This window comes from Variovorax glucosi (genome assembly GCF_051216695.1).
Lineage (GTDB): Bacteria > Pseudomonadota > Gammaproteobacteria > Burkholderiales > Burkholderiaceae_C > Variovorax.
The window spans coordinates 1,208,854-1,222,889 of record NZ_JBPJZE010000002.1; the positions used below are offsets into that span (position 1 = coordinate 1,208,854).

The window sequence follows — 14,036 nt, forward strand, 5'->3', positions numbered from 1 at the left end:
TTGTGCGCAGTTTTTCCCGCGACGATGTCAGTTGGGTGAGCTGACGGTGACCAGGGCAGGGCGCAGCACGCGTTCCGCGATGGTGTAACCCTTCTGCAGCACGGAGACGACCGTATTGGCATCTTGGCCAGGGGTCGGCACGACCGAAATGGCCTGGTGCTGGTGCGGATCGAACCTGCTGCCGGCGGCCGGTGCGATCTCGATGACCTTGTTGCGTTCGAGCGCGCTCTTCAGCTGACGAAGCGTGGCTTCGGCGCCTTCGCGGATTTGTTCCGGCGTCACGTCCTTGATGGCCAGACCGGCTTCGAGGCTGTCGGTCACCGGAAGAAGACTCTCGGCAAACGCTTCGACCGCGAACTTGCGGGCCTTGGTGATGTCCTCGTCGGCACGGCGGCGAGCGTTTTGCACGTCGGCCTGCGCGCGCACGTACTGATCGGCAAGTTCCACGTTCTTCGCCTGCAGCGCGGCAAACTCGGCCTGAAGCGCGACCAGTTCGGTCTGAGCATCGGCCTCGTTGGCTGCCTGCGCGGCCTCTAGCTCCTCAGGGCTCGGATCGCCGTGGAGCGCGTTCAAATTCGTGGCGGAAGATTCTGGATGAATTGGTGCTGACATGTTCTATGGCGAGTAAATCGGACAAGAAGTGACGATTGCAGGCCAATTGGGGATGTCTGCCGGTGTTTCAAGAACAAAAAGCGAAGGTGCGGTCGATTCCTCTGGGTCAGAGCGGCATGGCGCCTGCGGGTCTGGTCTTTGGCTTTTCAAGCTCTTGCAAGAGGGCCAGCACGCTTTTCAAACCGTTCTCCAGCCCGCTCCAGGACTCTATGGGAAGGGCGACGTTCCGCGTGGGCGAGCCATCGGGACGTAACTGAATCAGCCCCTCTGAAGTGTGGATGACGAGGTTTTCTATGTCGGCGCCTCTGATGCTCCACTTCGGCTCCCCGTTGAAAGCAAGTCGACGTCCGCCGGACGCAATGATCTTGTCTTTGTAGAGCTGCAGGATTTCGGCGCCCATGCCGTTCAGCTGTGCGTCGCTCAACGTCCGCTTACCCGTCATCGGTACGGCGATCGGATGCGGTTTCATGCCGAGACGCGCGGCGGGTTCCGTTTTCTCGGAAGATTGTGTGCGGGTAAACCCGGCAGGCGGGCGTTGCAAAGCGGTCGTCTGCGCAGTTTCGGTTCTGCGAGTCGTCAGATCGTGGACGCGCGAGACGCTCGAAGTCGAAATAGGGATGGTCATGAATGCTCCTGTGGAAATCGACCAGATTAAATTTGGCCGAAAGGAAGATTCGCTAGGAGCAGTCCGAAACAGAAAAGGCCTGCAATCTCGTCAGAGGATTGCAGGCCTTCAGGAGCAGAGCGCGCTTGAAGGCGCGTTCGCTCAGTGCGCGTCGAGCAGTTCGACGTCGAACTTCAACGTGGCGTTCGGTGGAATCACGCCGCCGGCGCCGCGTGCGCCGTAGCCGAGCGATGCCGGAATGACCAGCGTGCGCTGTCCGCCGATCTTCATGCCGGCGACGCCTTCGTCCCAGCCCTTGATGACCTGGCCGGCGCCGAGCGAAAACGCGAACGGGTCGTTGCGGTCGCGGCTGGAATCGAACTTGGCGCCCTGGACGCCGTCGTTGTAGAGCCAGCCGGTGTAGTGCACATGCACGTGCTGGCCGGCTTTGGCTTCGGCGCCGTCGCCGACGACGGTGTCTTCATATTGCAGGCCGGAAGGGGTGGTTGGCATGAGCGCTCCTTGGTCTAGGTAAAAAGCTGTCAATGAATCGAAGGCGGCGAGTTTAACGACGCCTGAAATGGCCGTGCCGATGCACGGGTGTCAAAGTGACGCCGTGCTGTGGGCGTTCATGGCCGGCTCGTCCGTGGCAACCTCGTCGCCGATGGCCTGTGCCGCGATGCCTGCCTTTTTTGCCTGGCTGCCTTGCCATTTGGCTGCGAAGGCCTGCAGGTCGGACAGTCGCTTGAGCAGATCCTGGCCGCTCATCGTCAGGCAGTAACCGTCGCTGCCGTGACTCACGACGCCGGCTTCGCGCAATTCCTTGATGCGCGTATTTAGCGTGTTGGGCGTGATGTTGCCGACGCTGTCCTGAAGCAGCCGGAAAGTCTGCGCATGGCCGTCGCGAAGTGCCCAGAGCACGCGCAGCGCGTAACGTGCTTCCAGCAACGCCAGCAGCTGATTGATCGCAGCGTTTTCCTTGGCGCTCATGGGATGCTCATCGGGCGATGTATTCGGCCATCGGCTCGCCCAGCCGTACCGGACGCGCAGGCGCCCAGCCGTTCGCGAAACGCAGCGCCGGCGCCGGGAAAAGCATGACAACCGTCGATCCGAGCAGGAACCGGCCCATCTCATCCCCTTTTTTAAGTGAAATGTCCTGGTCGTCGTAGCGCCACTCGCGCACGCTGCCGCCGCGCGGCGGATTGATCACGCCTTGCCAGACGGTCGCCATGCTGCCCACGATGGTCGCGCCGACCAGAACCAGCACGAACGGTCCGCGCGCCGTGTCGAACTCGCAGACCACGCGCTCGTTGCGAGCAAAAAGGCCCGGTACGCCTCTCGCGGTCGTCGGATTGACCGAAAACAGGTCGCCCGGCACATAGATCATCCGGCGAAGGCGTCCATCGCACGGCATGTGGATGCGGTGGTAGTCCTTCGGGCTCAGATAGATCGTCGCGAAGCTGCCGTGCGCGAAATTCGCCGCCAGCGCCACATCGCCGCCAACCAGCGCCGTGGTGCTGTAACTGTGGCCCTTCGCCTGGAAGATCTGGTCGCCGTCGATTTTTCCGAACTGGCTTACGGCGCCATCGACCGGGCAAATCAGCGCGGCCGAGGAAATCGGCCGGGCGCCGGGCTTGAGCGCGCGCGTGAAGAATTCGTTGAAGCTGGCATAGCGGGAGATGTCGCTCTCGAGCGCCTCGCCCATGTCGACGCCATATTTGGCGACGAAGCGACGAATGATCCAGGTCGTCACGGCGCCACGCTCTTTTCCGGCCACCCAGCCGGCGAAAGAGGTCAGCGCCTGCTTGGGAATCACATATTGGGGGAGGACGGGAAGACGATCGGACACAGGATGATGATGGCAGAAGCGGTGGGAGCGGGCATTCTAGGAAGTAGTCGCACGAACGTGTCAGGGAGCAAGCCGTTCGCGGATCCACGGTGCCGATACGGCATCGGACTCGCCGGCAGCGGCGTGTCGGTAGCGCAACCTGTCGTGCAGACGGCTTTTCCGACCTTGCCAGAATTCCCAGCGCTCCGGAACCAGCCGATACCCGCCCCATTGCGGCGGCCTCGGCGGCGACAGCAGATAGCGGGCAGCAACCATCGCGGCATTCCTGACCAGTACGTCGCGGCCGGAGATCACTTCGCTCTGCGGGCTGGCCCAGGCGCCGATGCGCGAATCGAGCGGACGGCTCGCGAAATAGGCGTCGCTCTCGGCCGCGTCGACCTTCTCGACACGCCCCTCGATACGCACCACGCGCTCCAGTTCTACCCAGTGGAACTGCAGCGCGGCATACGGATTTCCGGCAATCTCGTGGCCCTTGCGGCTTTCGTAGTTGGTGTACCAGACGATGCCGCGCGCATCGACGCCCTTTATCAGCACGATGCGGGTCGATGGCCGCAGATCGCTGCCGACCGTGGCGAGCGTCATTGCGTTGGGTTCCGGCAGCTTCGCGTCGATGGCTTCGGCGAGCCAGCGCTCGAATTGCAGGAGCGGATCGGCTGCGCTGCGGACTTCGTCGAGTTCTGCACGTTCGTAGCTCTTGCGCAGTGCGCCGAGGTCGCCCAGCGCGGCATTGGAGGGAACTTCGGTGGGATGTTGCGGATCGGTCATGAGGGAATTGTGGGGTATCGGGGTAGTCGCAGCGAGATACTCGAACGATGAAATTGCCGACTGTCATCGTGCTTGCTTCAGGCCGTGGAGAACGTTTCAGGGCGTCCGGCGGGACTGTGCACAAACTGGATGCGCTGATCGCCGGGCGTTCGGTCCGCGAACGCACGCTCGACGCCGTTCGTGCAAGCGGTCTGCCCTGGCATATCGAGGACGCGGGTCATCCCGGCATGGGCGATTCGATCGCTGCTGCAGTTCGCGCGACACCCGATGCGGATGGCTGGCTGATATTGCCCGCCGATCTTCCGCTGACAAGTGCCGCCACCTTGCAACGCGTGGCAGCAGCGCTCGGAGAGGGAAGCTGGCAGGCCGTGCAACCCGCCTGCAAAGGCGCGAAAGGCCACCCTGTCGGATTTGCAGCCGGCAATGGCCACGCCTTGCGATCGCTTGGCGGCGAATCCGGAGCAGCATCCGTACTCAAGACGCTGCGTGCCGCCGGGAAAGTCTGCGATCTAGAAATCGGCGACTTCGGCGTCATCACCGACATCGACACGTTATCCGACCTTGCTGCAGCCGAAACGCTATGGGTCAGCTCTTCGCGATGACGACGCAGGCGATGCGCGGTCCGGAATTGCCGGACGGTTGCGTGGTCAGATCGTCTCGGTCGCGATGAACCACGAGTGCGCGGCCGATCACGTTGTTCGCTGCGCCTTCGGTGAGCGAGATGGAATGCGCGTCGACCTGGAAGCGTGCCACGCCGCTTGAATCCGCGACCAGGCTGGGCAATTCCCCGGCATGGCTGCCCGGCGTGCCGTACTTGCCGTGCGTGCCGCCGGCCGGATTGAAGTGACCGCCGGCCGCTTCGCCGTTGTTGCCGCAGTCGCCTTTTTCGTGGATGTGGAAGCCGTGCTCGCTGCCCGGAACGAGGCCGCGCACTTCGCCTGCCACGCGTACGCCGTGTTCAAGCGCGACGAAGGTCACCGTGCCGCTGGTGGGATTCGGCGTGATTGCGCCAGTCGGCGCGAGTACCGCCTTTGCTCCCGGCGCTGCGCCACTGTTCATGCGCATGCCGGAGCCTGTACCGGTCCCGGCGCAGGCGCCCAGAAGCAATGCAAGTGCAGCGGGAACGGCCAGACGGGCCGCGCGAGATGTGATCTGGATCATGATTTGTTCTCTTCTGGAGGTGGCTGCGCAACGGAACCCGGACCGTCAGGCTTGTTAATGTTTAACACCGCGCATGCCGGCTTCCCGTCGGTCAAGACCGCCAATGCGGAATTCGATTGCTGATCGCCCTCGACGAGGCGCATCAATCGTCCGAGCGCCCGGTCATGGATGCCGTGGCGCTGCAATTCCTCGAAGGTCAGGCGCGCGTACTCGATCGACGTGCCGTAGCGACCGGTCGCGCTGCCGAAGATTTCGCAGTAGCGGTCGTCGGTCAGCACGCCGGTGAAGTTCGGGCTCTTGCGCGACAGCGTGAATGCCAGCGCGCGCACGCGGCCGCCCGGGGTCACGCAATCGAGCCAGCGCGGATCGTAGATGCCGGTCGGCATCTCGCGCAGCCACAGACGGCCCAGCGTCTCGAGCCCGGCCGCAGCCGGCACGCGAAAAACCATCCCTTGGCAACTGCCGCCTGACAACAGGCCGAACACCAGCCCGGGGTTCTGGACAGTGCCCCGATTGACCCGGCTCCACATCTTGAGTGCGCGGTGCCAGCCGTGCACGCGCGCGGGACGGCTTTCGACCGCGTCGAATTCCTGACGCCAGATCAGCGATCCGTAGCCGAAAAGCCAGAGATCTTCGCGACCGCCCCATTCTTCGATGGTTCGGTCGAGCATGGGTTGCGGGTCCCGGGCCCCTACAATTTCGCGGTTATGGATCACCCACCCATTATTCAACGTCCCCTTTTCAGTTCAAATTCTTACGGAGATCATCGGATGTCATCCAGCAACGACGAAGACAGTCAACAGCGCTTCGCCCTCGGATTCCTTTTCGCCATCATCGCGCTGGTGGTTTTCACCGTCGTCGGTGTGGCTGTCTACAAGTACGGCATCGCCAGAACGGCGCCGCCGGTTGCTGCAGCGGCTGCCGGCCCGGTGGTGGTGGTCGGCGGCGTTCCGGTGACGCCGGGTGTTGCGGGGGTGATCGTCACAACCGAAACCGTTTCCGTCGTGATCCCCGAAGGCGCCAGCATCAGCGTCGCCAACGGCATCGTGAACTTCTACTTCGCGACCGGCAGCGCCGATCTCGCGCCCGGCGCCGCCGAAGCGCTGGCGACGGTCATCAAGGGCGTCGAAGGCGGCCGCAGGGCCCAGGTTTCCGGCTTCCACGACACGACCGGCGATCGGGCCATCAACGAAGAACTGGCCAAGCTACGCGCGCAAACCGTGCGCGACGTGCTGATCGGCCTCGGAACGCCTGCCGACAAGGTGGACCTGCAGAAGCCGGCCGTGAGCACCGGCACCGGCAGCGACGCCCAGGCACGTCGCGTGGAAGTGAAGCTGCTCGACTGAGCGGGCATCGCCTTCCAGCACAGTGAAGAAGCCCGGCATCGACCGGGCTTTTTTCACGCCCGCTTGTTACCATTCAACAAAGCGACAGGACCCATGACCCCACATTCCACCGTCCGCGAAGTCACCGAGCGCATCCGCGAGCGCAGCCGCAAGACACGCGGTCTCTACCTGCAGCGTCTGGCCGAGATCGCGAAACGCGACCGGGGCTCCGACCGCATGGGATGCGCCAACGTCGCGCATGCCGTCGCAGGCATTCCGGCCAACGACAAGTTTCGGATCGTCGCCGAGCGCGCGCCCAACATCGGCATCGTCACCGCGTACAACGACATGCTCTCGGCGCACCAGCCGTACCAGGGTTATCCGGACATCATCAAGCACGAGGCCCGGCGCCTCGGCGCCACGGCGCAGGTTGCGGGCGGGGTGCCTGCGATGTGCGACGGCGTCACGCAGGGCACGCCCGGCATGGAATTGAGCCTGTTCAGCCGCGACGTGATCGCGATGGGCACCGCCATTGCACTGACGCACGACATGTTCGATGCGGCGCTGATGCTCGGCGTCTGCGACAAGATCGTGCCGGGCCTGCTGATCGGCGCGTTGCACTTCGGTCATCTGCCGACGGTTTTCGTGCCGGCCGGCCCTATGCCTTCGGGCCTGTCCAACAACGACAAATCCAAGGTCCGCGAACAGGCGGCGCAGGGTCTGGTCGGTCGCCAGGGTCTGATGGAAGCCGAAATGGCCGCCTATCACGCACCGGGAACCTGCACTTTCTACGGCACCGCCAACAGCAACCAGATGCTGCTCGAAGCGATGGGCCTGCACGTGCCCGGCACGGCTTTCATCCAGCCAGGCGATTCGATGCGCGAGGCGCTCACGCGCGAGGCGGTCCGCACCGTGCTCGGCAAGGCGTCCGAGGCTGCTTTCAAATGCCCGCCGATCGGTGAAATGATCGACGAGCGTGCCATCGTCAACGCGATGTCGGCGTTGCTCGCAACCGGCGGTTCGACCAATCACCTGATCCACTGGGTCGCGGTGGCGCGCGCCGCCGGCATCCTGATCGACTGGAACGATTTCTCCCAGCTGTCCGACGTGGTGCCGCTGCTGACGCGGGTCTATCCGAACGGCAGCGCCGACGTCAACGCGTTCCAGCATGCAGGCGGTCCGGGCTTCGTGATCGGCGAACTGGTCGATTCCGGCCTGATGCACGAGGACGTGCTGACCGTGCGCGCTGGCGGCATCCGCGAATTTGCGAGCATTCCGGTGCTCGACGGCGATGCATCGGCGGAGCACGTGCTGCGCTGGAATGTCGCTGCGCCGTCGAAGGACGATGCCGTGGCGCGTCCCGTATCGTCGCCTTTCAGCGCCAGCGGCGGGCTCAAGCTGCTCAGCGGCAATCTGGGGCGCAGCGTGATCAAGGTGTCGTCGGTGCCGGACGACCGCCATATCGTCGAAGCGCCCGCACGTGTTTTCGACTCGCAGGCGGCGTTGCAGAAAGCTTTCACCGCTGGCGAACTCGACCGCGACGTGATTTGCGTCGTGCGTTGGCAGGGTCCGCAGGCCAACGGTATGCCCGAACTGCACAAGCTCACGCCGCCGCTCTCGGTGCTGCAGGGCAAGGGTTTCCGCGTTGCGCTGGTGACCGACGGGCGCATGAGCGGTGCATCCGGCAAGGTGCCGGCCGCCATCCATGTGTCTCCCGAAGCGGCAGCCGGCGGTCCGCTGGCGAAGGTGCGCGACGGCGACCTGATCCGACTCGATTCCATCGCCGGCACGCTCGCCGTTCTGATTTCCGAAGACGAATGGACCGCGCGCGAAACCGCGACGATGCCCGAAGATCAACGCACGGCCGACGGCCACGGCCTGGGCCGCGAACTGTTTGCTGGTATGCGCCGAAATGCTCTAACCGCCGAAGAAGGAGCCTGTTCATGGCTTTGACCTGGCTTTCCTCCAGGCTTCGCGCACTTCGTGTCGCTTCGCCAACCCCCTCGCCGGGGGCAGCACCGGTGGCCGGGCAAAGCCCGTTCCACGGTGCTCCCGGCCATGACAACGATCTGGAGCATTGAGATGAGTGAAAAAATGACAGCCCTCGACGTGATGCGCGATGCGCCGGTGATTCCGGTGATCGTGCTGCACGACGTTGCCCATGCCGTGCCGCTGGCGCGCGCGCTGGTGGCTGGCGGAATCCGCATGCTGGAAGTGACGTTGCGCACGCCGCAGGCGCTGGCCTGCATGGAGGCGATCGCGCGCGAAGTGCCTGAAGCCGTGGCCGGTGCTGGCACGATCCGCACGGTGGCGGATGCGAAAGCCTCGTTGAGCGCCGGTGCGAAATTCGGTGTCAGCCCCGGCTACACCAGCGCGGTCGGCAATGCCTGCCGCGAGCTCGGCTTGCCGCTGCTCCCGGGCGTCGCGACAGGCAGCGAAATCATGATGGCGCAGGAAGACGGCTACACCGAACTCAAGTTCTTCCCTGCCGTGCAGGCCGGCGGACTGGCGATGCTCAAGGCGTGGCAGGGTCCGTTCGGCGACGTGCGTTTCTGCCCGACCGGCGGCATCAGCCTGGCCAACGCGCCGGACTTCCTGGCGCTGTCGAACGTCGCCTGCGTCGGCGGATCGTGGATCGTGCCGACCGACGCCATCCAGGCCGGCGACTGGGCACGCATCACGCAGCTGGCGCGCGAAGCCACGCAACTGGCACGCTGACCCGATGCCCGGACCGCTGGACACGAGCACCCTGAAAGTCATCGCCTTCGACGTCTTCGGAACGGTTGTCGACTGGCATTCGGGCATTGCCGCCGAAGTGGAGCGCCGGTTGCCCGGCGTCGATGGCAGCGCCTTCGCATTGGCATGGCGCGCGGGCTATCAGCCTGCGATGCGCGATGTGATGGCAAAGCTCGCGAAGGCACCGAAAGGCGAGGGCGCTTTCGTTCTGATCGACGAACTGCACCTGCGCATCCTCGATCAGGTGCTGCGCGACTTCGGCGTGATCCATCTCGATGCACCGGCCAAGCGCGAACTCAACAAGGCATGGCACCGGCTGCCGGCGTGGCCGGACGCAGTCGAAGGTCTTACGCGGCTGAAGACGAAGTACACGATCTGCACGCTGTCGAACGGCAACATCGGTTTGCTGACCGACATGGCGAAGAACGCCGGCTTGCCCTGGGACTGCATCCTGTCGGCCGAGGTCTTCAAGGCTTACAAGCCCGATCCGCGAACTTATCTGGGGGTGGCGGCGGTTTTCGACGTGCCGGCCGAGCAGGTGATGCTCGCCGCAGCGCACGAGGACGATCTGGCGGCCGCCCGGGCGTGTGGCCTGCAGACTGCATATATAGAGCGCCCCTACGAGCGCGGCCGCCGTTTGCCGAAAGATGTGTCGCCGCAGCCAGGCAATACGCTGCATGCGCGCGACATTTGTGCGCTCGCCGACCTTCTGGGTTGTTGAACGCTTTCGGATCAGTCCAGCGGAATGCTGCTTTCCTTCAGCACCCGCAACACGAAATGCGACTGGCTGTGGCGGATGCCGGGAATCTTGTAGAGCTTCTCGCGCAGCAGCCGTTCGTAGTCGCGCGTATCGCGCACGGCGATTCTGATGTAGTAATCGTAGTCGCCTGATACCAGGTAGGCCTCCTGGATTTCCGGGATGGTCGCCAGCGCGCGACCGAACTCATACAGCGTCTCGTCGTTGTGACTTTCCAGCGTGACCTGCACGATCACCGAGTCGTGATAGCCGAGCTTGTCGGCATCGAGGTCGACCGTGTAGCGCTTGATGACGCCATGCGCTTCCAGTTTCTTGATGCGGCTCCAGCAACTCGTGGCCGAAAGCCCGACGTCGCTGCCGATGTCCTGCAGCGTGCGTCTCGAGTCCTGCCGCAATGCGCGCAAGATGGCCATGTCGGTCTTGTCGAAAGATTCTTCGTCTGAATGTTGTTTTGGGCGACTGGTTTTCATGAGAGACACGATTGTGATCCAAAGAACGAAGCACTTTCTGGACGAAAAACCCAAGAATCAACGCATGCAATCAATTCAGACTTCGCACGCGCCTTCCGCCGATATCGTCCTCCGAGCACCGCGCCAGCGCAACGGTGCCGAGGCACTTCTAGACACACTGGTCGAATGCGGTATTGACACGATCTTCGGCTACCCCGGCGGTGCCGCATTGCCGCTCTACGACGCCTTGCACGGCGAACCCAGACTGCGCCACATCCTCGTGCGCCACGAACAGGCCGCCGTCCACGCGGCGGAGGGATACGCGCGCAGCACCGGACGGGTCGGCGTCGTGCTCGTCACTTCGGGACCGGGCGTCGGCAACACGATCACCGGATTGCTGGACGCGATCAGCGACTCGATCCCGGTGCTGTGCATCAGCGGACAGGTCGCGACGGCGGTCATCGGCACCAACGCGTTCCAGGAAAGCGATGCGCTGGGGATGTCGCGTCCGGTCACGAAATGGAACCGGCAGGTGCGCCTGGCGGACGACATTCCGGCACTCGTGCGACGTGCGCTCGACATCGCTGCGTCCGGGCGGCCGGGTCCGGTGCTGCTTGATGTGCCGAAAGACCTTCAGCTGATGCCGCTGGGTCGCGGGAAATCGTCCACCGCTCCGGTGTCGCCTGCAACGACTCGCCGCGACTCGGCCATCGCGCTGGCGAAGCTGCCTCCGCGCGGCATGCTCCAGCGCGCCGCCGATCTGCTTTCGACTGCACGCCGTCCGGTGCTGTATGGCGGCGGCGGCCTGATCAATGCGGGTCCGGACGCTTGCGCCGCGTTCACCCGGCTGGTCAGGCAACTCGACGCGCCGTGCACGCTCACGCTGATGGGGCTCGGCGCCTTTCCGGCATCCGATCCGCGGTTTCTCGGCATGCTCGGCATGCACGGCATGCTCGAGGCCAATCTGGCGATGCACGAGGCCGATCTGGTCGTCTGCGTCGGCGCGCGCTTCGACGACCGCGTGACCGGCAAGCTCGACGAATTCTGTCCGCATGCCCGCAAGATCCATATCGACATCGACCCCAGCTGCATCAACAAGGTGGTGAAGGTCGATGTGCCGATGGTCGGCGACTGCGGCGCGGTGCTCGGCGCGCTGCTGGAGATGCCGGAAATCGACGGTCTTGCGGCCGAACGCCTGGCGCCGTGGTGGCAGCGCATCGGGCACTGGCGTGCGCAGCGCTGCCTGGACTTTCCGCATCGCACCGATGCCATCCTGCCTCAGCAACTGATGACCACGCTGCAGCGTCGACTCGAAGGCCGCGACGCCATCGTCTCGACCGATGTCGGACAGCATCAGATGTGGGCCGCGCAGTACCTGCGATTCGAGAATCCGCGTCGATGGCTCACGTCCGGCGGTGCAGGAACGATGGGCTACGGCCTGCCGGCCGCCATCGGCGCACAGATCGGCAACCCCGGCGCGCTCACCGTGTGCGTCAGCGGCGATGCGTCGGTGCTCATGAACATCCAGGAACTGTCGACCGCCATGCAGCACCGCACGCCCGTCAAGCTGGTGCTGTCCAACAACGGCTACATGGGAATGGTGCGGCAGTGGCAGGAACTGAATCACGGCAATCGCCTGAGCCACAGCTGGAACGAGGCGCTGCCGGATTTCGTGGCCTTGGCAAAGGCTTTCGGCTGGGGCGCGCGCCGTGTGTCGGACCCGTCCGAGCTCGACGCCGCGCTGGCCGAATGTCTTGCATACGACGGTCCGTTTTTCCTGGACGTTCAGGTCGCAGCTCAGGAGAACTGTTTCCCGATGATGCCGTCGGGGCAGGGGCACCACCGGGTGATGCTGGCGAAGGACCGTTGGTACGAAGGTGACTGAGCAACTGAGCGGCTGAGCCGCGGCGTTCAGCGCAATCCGCCGCCACCTGCCTCGTCGGCACGCTGGATCAATTCGATCTTGTAGCCGTCCGGATCTGTCACGAACGCGATCACCGTGGTGCCGCCCTTGACCGGGCCGGGCTCGCGCGAAACATTGCCGCCGGCGGCCTTGATCTTCTCGCAGGCGGCGTAGACGTCGGGCATGCCGAGCGCGATGTGGCCGTAGGCGGTACCGAGCTCGTAGCTGTCGGTGTCCCAGTTGTAGGTGAGCTCGATCTCGGCTTGTGCCGGATTGTTCTCATAGCCCACGAAGGTGAGGCTGTACTTGTACTCGGGGTTTTCGGAGGTGCGCAGCACCTGCATCCCGAGCACCTTCGTATAGAAATCGACAGAGCGTTGCATGTCGCCGACGCGGAGCATGGTGTGGAGGAGTCTCATGGGGGTCCGTGGTTGAACTTTAAAAACAAGCGTTGATTTTCGATCTGGTGGCCTGTCGGCGCTGACGCAGGTGTTCTAAAACCTCACCGCACGGAAAACGGTGCCTGGTACGGCCTACCGTTCGCAACCCCGGCCGTGATCGTCGCGAGCGGTTTCAGGAACGCTTTTCCTTCGCGCTTGTTGTTTCTCGTGTCCACGAAGGCCACCGGCCCCTCGACCAGGTCCAGGATCGAAATGTCGGCAGGCGCTCCGATCTGCAGCGTGCCCAGCTTCGGCACGCGCGCGATCACTTTTGCCGGTGCTTCCGTCGCCATCGCCACCACCTCCGACAGCGAATACCCCATGTGCAGGAACTTGCTCATGACCCACGGCAGATAGGGCTGGCCCGGCGTGTTGGCCGAGAACACGTGCACATCGGACGAGATGGTGTCCGGCGGCGCTCCCTGCGAGATGGCCGCTTCCGCCACCGTGTAGTCGAAGCTGCCGCCGCCGTGACCCACGTCGAAGACCACGCCGCGCTTCTTGGCCGCGAGCGCTGCAGGCAGGAGTTTGCCGTCCTGCACGATGTTCGTGAATTCGCCGCCGATGTTCGGTGCGCCCGAATAGGCGTGCGTCAGGATGTCGCCCGGACGCAGCAGGTCGAGGATCTGCGACATCAGCGCGCGGTCCGACACGCCGCCGATGTGCACCATCACCTTCGCCGGCACGCCCGACGCCTCGCAAGCCTGGATCGCGCGTTTCAGCGGCTCGGCGCCGTGCTTCGCGATCACGTTCTCGCTCATGCGCACCTTGACGCCGAGCACGATGTCGGCGTTCTCGGCGACGGCGCGCGCGGTTGCGTCGACCTGCGCGTAGTCGATGTTGTAGAGCTCCGGCACCGGAAAACCGGCCAGGCCGGCGACGGCGATATGGACGAAGGCAAACTGGCGCGTGCGTCCGCCCGGGACGATGAAGCGTCGCCAAGCGGCGATGTTGTTGGCTCCCGCATCGCCGGCCGACACGACGGTCGTCGTTCCCTGGTGCGCGATGAGTTCGTCGGCGGGTATGCCGATGGCGGAGCCGTAGGGATAGGTGTGCGCATGCAGGTCGATCAGGCCGGGTGTCACCAGCTTGCCGCCGGCGTCCATCACGCGGTTTGCGCGCTCGGGGCCGATGCTGGTTTCGATCGCCTCGATCTTCCCGTAGCGGATGCCGATGTCGCGTTTGCCCCGGAGGTTCTGGCTGGGGTCCAGGACGTCGGCGTTGCGCAGCAGCAGGTCGAACTTCTCGTTCGGACCCATTGCCGCGTGTGCCATGCCCGGCAATGTGCCGAGGGCGCCGATCGCGCCGATCGCGGCCAGTGCGCCGCCTCCGACAAGAAAGTTTCTGCGATCGCAGTTGCTGTTCATGCTGTCTCCTCTTGTTGTTCTCGATGAAGCTGCAGATTCAAGCCCGGGCGCGCGGACCCTGCAATGCG

The 14,036-nt window shown here is 64.3% G+C and carries 17 protein-coding genes; 6 read left to right on the plus strand and 11 right to left on the minus strand.

Features of this window, described 5'->3' with window-relative positions:
- Positions 1-27 precede the first annotated feature (27 nt).
- The 6 genes from grpE to pdxH all read right to left on the minus strand — a co-directional run bounded on the left by grpE (position 28) and on the right by pdxH (position 3,830).
- Positions 28-612: a nucleotide exchange factor GrpE gene (gene grpE, locus ACSFA3_RS13855; RefSeq protein ID WP_435506019.1), complete on the minus strand. Its 585-nt coding sequence runs from the start codon at positions 610-612 to the stop codon at positions 28-30.
- 106 nt (positions 613-718) lie between these two features.
- The gene (locus tag ACSFA3_RS13860) at positions 719-1,237 is read right to left on the minus strand and encodes a hypothetical protein (protein WP_435506020.1); all 519 of its coding nucleotides are present in this window, start codon (positions 1,235-1,237) and stop codon (positions 719-721) included.
- 141 nt (positions 1,238-1,378) lie between these two features.
- Positions 1,379-1,729: an FKBP-type peptidyl-prolyl cis-trans isomerase gene (locus tag ACSFA3_RS13865; RefSeq protein ID WP_435506021.1), complete on the minus strand. Its 351-nt coding sequence runs from the start codon at positions 1,727-1,729 to the stop codon at positions 1,379-1,381.
- Positions 1,730-1,819: 90 nt separating this feature from the next.
- Complete coding sequence (locus ACSFA3_RS13870) at positions 1,820-2,206, minus strand: winged helix-turn-helix transcriptional regulator (RefSeq protein ID WP_435506022.1); 387 nt, start codon at positions 2,204-2,206, stop codon at positions 1,820-1,822.
- 7 nt (positions 2,207-2,213) lie between these two features.
- A complete protein-coding gene (gene asd, locus ACSFA3_RS13875; RefSeq protein WP_435506023.1) occupies positions 2,214-3,065 on the minus strand; it encodes an archaetidylserine decarboxylase in 852 nt (283 codons plus the stop codon).
- Between the two features lie 60 nt (positions 3,066-3,125).
- Positions 3,126-3,830: a pyridoxamine 5'-phosphate oxidase gene (gene pdxH / locus ACSFA3_RS13880; protein WP_435506024.1), complete on the minus strand. Its 705-nt coding sequence runs from the start codon at positions 3,828-3,830 to the stop codon at positions 3,126-3,128.
- Between the two features lie 47 nt (positions 3,831-3,877).
- Between pdxH and ACSFA3_RS13885 the strand changes: the two genes are divergently transcribed.
- Positions 3,878-4,432 (plus strand): nucleotidyltransferase family protein, encoded by a 555-nt coding sequence (locus ACSFA3_RS13885; RefSeq protein WP_435506025.1) that lies wholly within the window; start codon positions 3,878-3,880, stop codon positions 4,430-4,432.
- On the opposite strand, the gene ACSFA3_RS13890 is transcribed toward ACSFA3_RS13885, so the two are convergent.
- Both ACSFA3_RS13890 and ACSFA3_RS13895 read right to left on the minus strand, forming a co-directional pair.
- Complete coding sequence (locus ACSFA3_RS13890) at positions 4,416-4,991, minus strand: superoxide dismutase family protein (RefSeq protein ID WP_435506026.1); 576 nt, start codon at positions 4,989-4,991, stop codon at positions 4,416-4,418. The two genes, ACSFA3_RS13885 and ACSFA3_RS13890, sit on opposite strands and share 17 nt — an antisense overlap.
- Positions 4,988-5,662: a gamma-glutamylcyclotransferase gene (locus tag ACSFA3_RS13895; RefSeq protein ID WP_435506027.1), complete on the minus strand. Its 675-nt coding sequence runs from the start codon at positions 5,660-5,662 to the stop codon at positions 4,988-4,990. The genes ACSFA3_RS13890 and ACSFA3_RS13895 overlap by 4 nt, the downstream gene beginning before the upstream one ends.
- A gap of 99 nt (positions 5,663-5,761) precedes the next feature.
- On the opposite strand from ACSFA3_RS13895, the gene ACSFA3_RS13900 reads away from it, so the two are divergent.
- The 4 genes from ACSFA3_RS13900 (at position 5,762) to ACSFA3_RS13915 (ending at position 9,773) form a co-directional block, all read left to right on the plus strand.
- On the plus strand, positions 5,762-6,337 hold the full coding sequence (locus tag ACSFA3_RS13900; RefSeq protein ID WP_435506028.1) for an OmpA family protein: 576 nt from the start codon (positions 5,762-5,764) through the stop codon (positions 6,335-6,337).
- Positions 6,338-6,430: 93 nt separating this feature from the next.
- Positions 6,431-8,269 (plus strand): phosphogluconate dehydratase, encoded by a 1,839-nt coding sequence (edd, locus tag ACSFA3_RS13905; protein WP_435506029.1) that lies wholly within the window; start codon positions 6,431-6,433, stop codon positions 8,267-8,269.
- Between the two features lie 129 nt (positions 8,270-8,398).
- Positions 8,399-9,034, plus strand: coding sequence for a bifunctional 4-hydroxy-2-oxoglutarate aldolase/2-dehydro-3-deoxy-phosphogluconate aldolase (locus ACSFA3_RS13910; RefSeq protein WP_435506030.1), 636 nt, complete (start codon positions 8,399-8,401; stop codon positions 9,032-9,034).
- Positions 9,035-9,038: 4 nt separating this feature from the next.
- On the plus strand, positions 9,039-9,773 hold the full coding sequence (locus ACSFA3_RS13915; RefSeq protein WP_435506031.1) for a haloacid dehalogenase type II: 735 nt from the start codon (positions 9,039-9,041) through the stop codon (positions 9,771-9,773).
- A gap of 11 nt (positions 9,774-9,784) precedes the next feature.
- On the opposite strand, the gene ACSFA3_RS13920 is transcribed toward ACSFA3_RS13915, so the two are convergent.
- On the minus strand, positions 9,785-10,279 hold the full coding sequence (locus ACSFA3_RS13920; RefSeq protein ID WP_435506032.1) for an Lrp/AsnC family transcriptional regulator: 495 nt from the start codon (positions 10,277-10,279) through the stop codon (positions 9,785-9,787).
- Between the two features lie 64 nt (positions 10,280-10,343).
- Here ACSFA3_RS13920 and ilvB point away from each other — a divergent pair, with 64 nt between their 5' ends.
- Entirely contained in the window at positions 10,344-12,143 is a 1,800-nt protein-coding gene (gene ilvB, locus ACSFA3_RS13925) for a biosynthetic-type acetolactate synthase large subunit (RefSeq protein ID WP_435506033.1), read from the plus strand.
- Positions 12,144-12,169: 26 nt separating this feature from the next.
- On the opposite strand, the gene gloA is transcribed toward ilvB, so the two are convergent.
- Together gloA and ACSFA3_RS13935 are read right to left on the minus strand one after the other, a co-directional pair.
- Positions 12,170-12,580: a lactoylglutathione lyase gene (gene gloA / locus ACSFA3_RS13930; RefSeq protein ID WP_435506034.1), complete on the minus strand. Its 411-nt coding sequence runs from the start codon at positions 12,578-12,580 to the stop codon at positions 12,170-12,172.
- A gap of 83 nt (positions 12,581-12,663) precedes the next feature.
- The gene (locus tag ACSFA3_RS13935) at positions 12,664-13,968 is read right to left on the minus strand and encodes an amidohydrolase family protein (RefSeq protein WP_435506035.1); all 1,305 of its coding nucleotides are present in this window, start codon (positions 13,966-13,968) and stop codon (positions 12,664-12,666) included.
- Between the last annotated feature and the right edge of the window lie 68 nt (positions 13,969-14,036).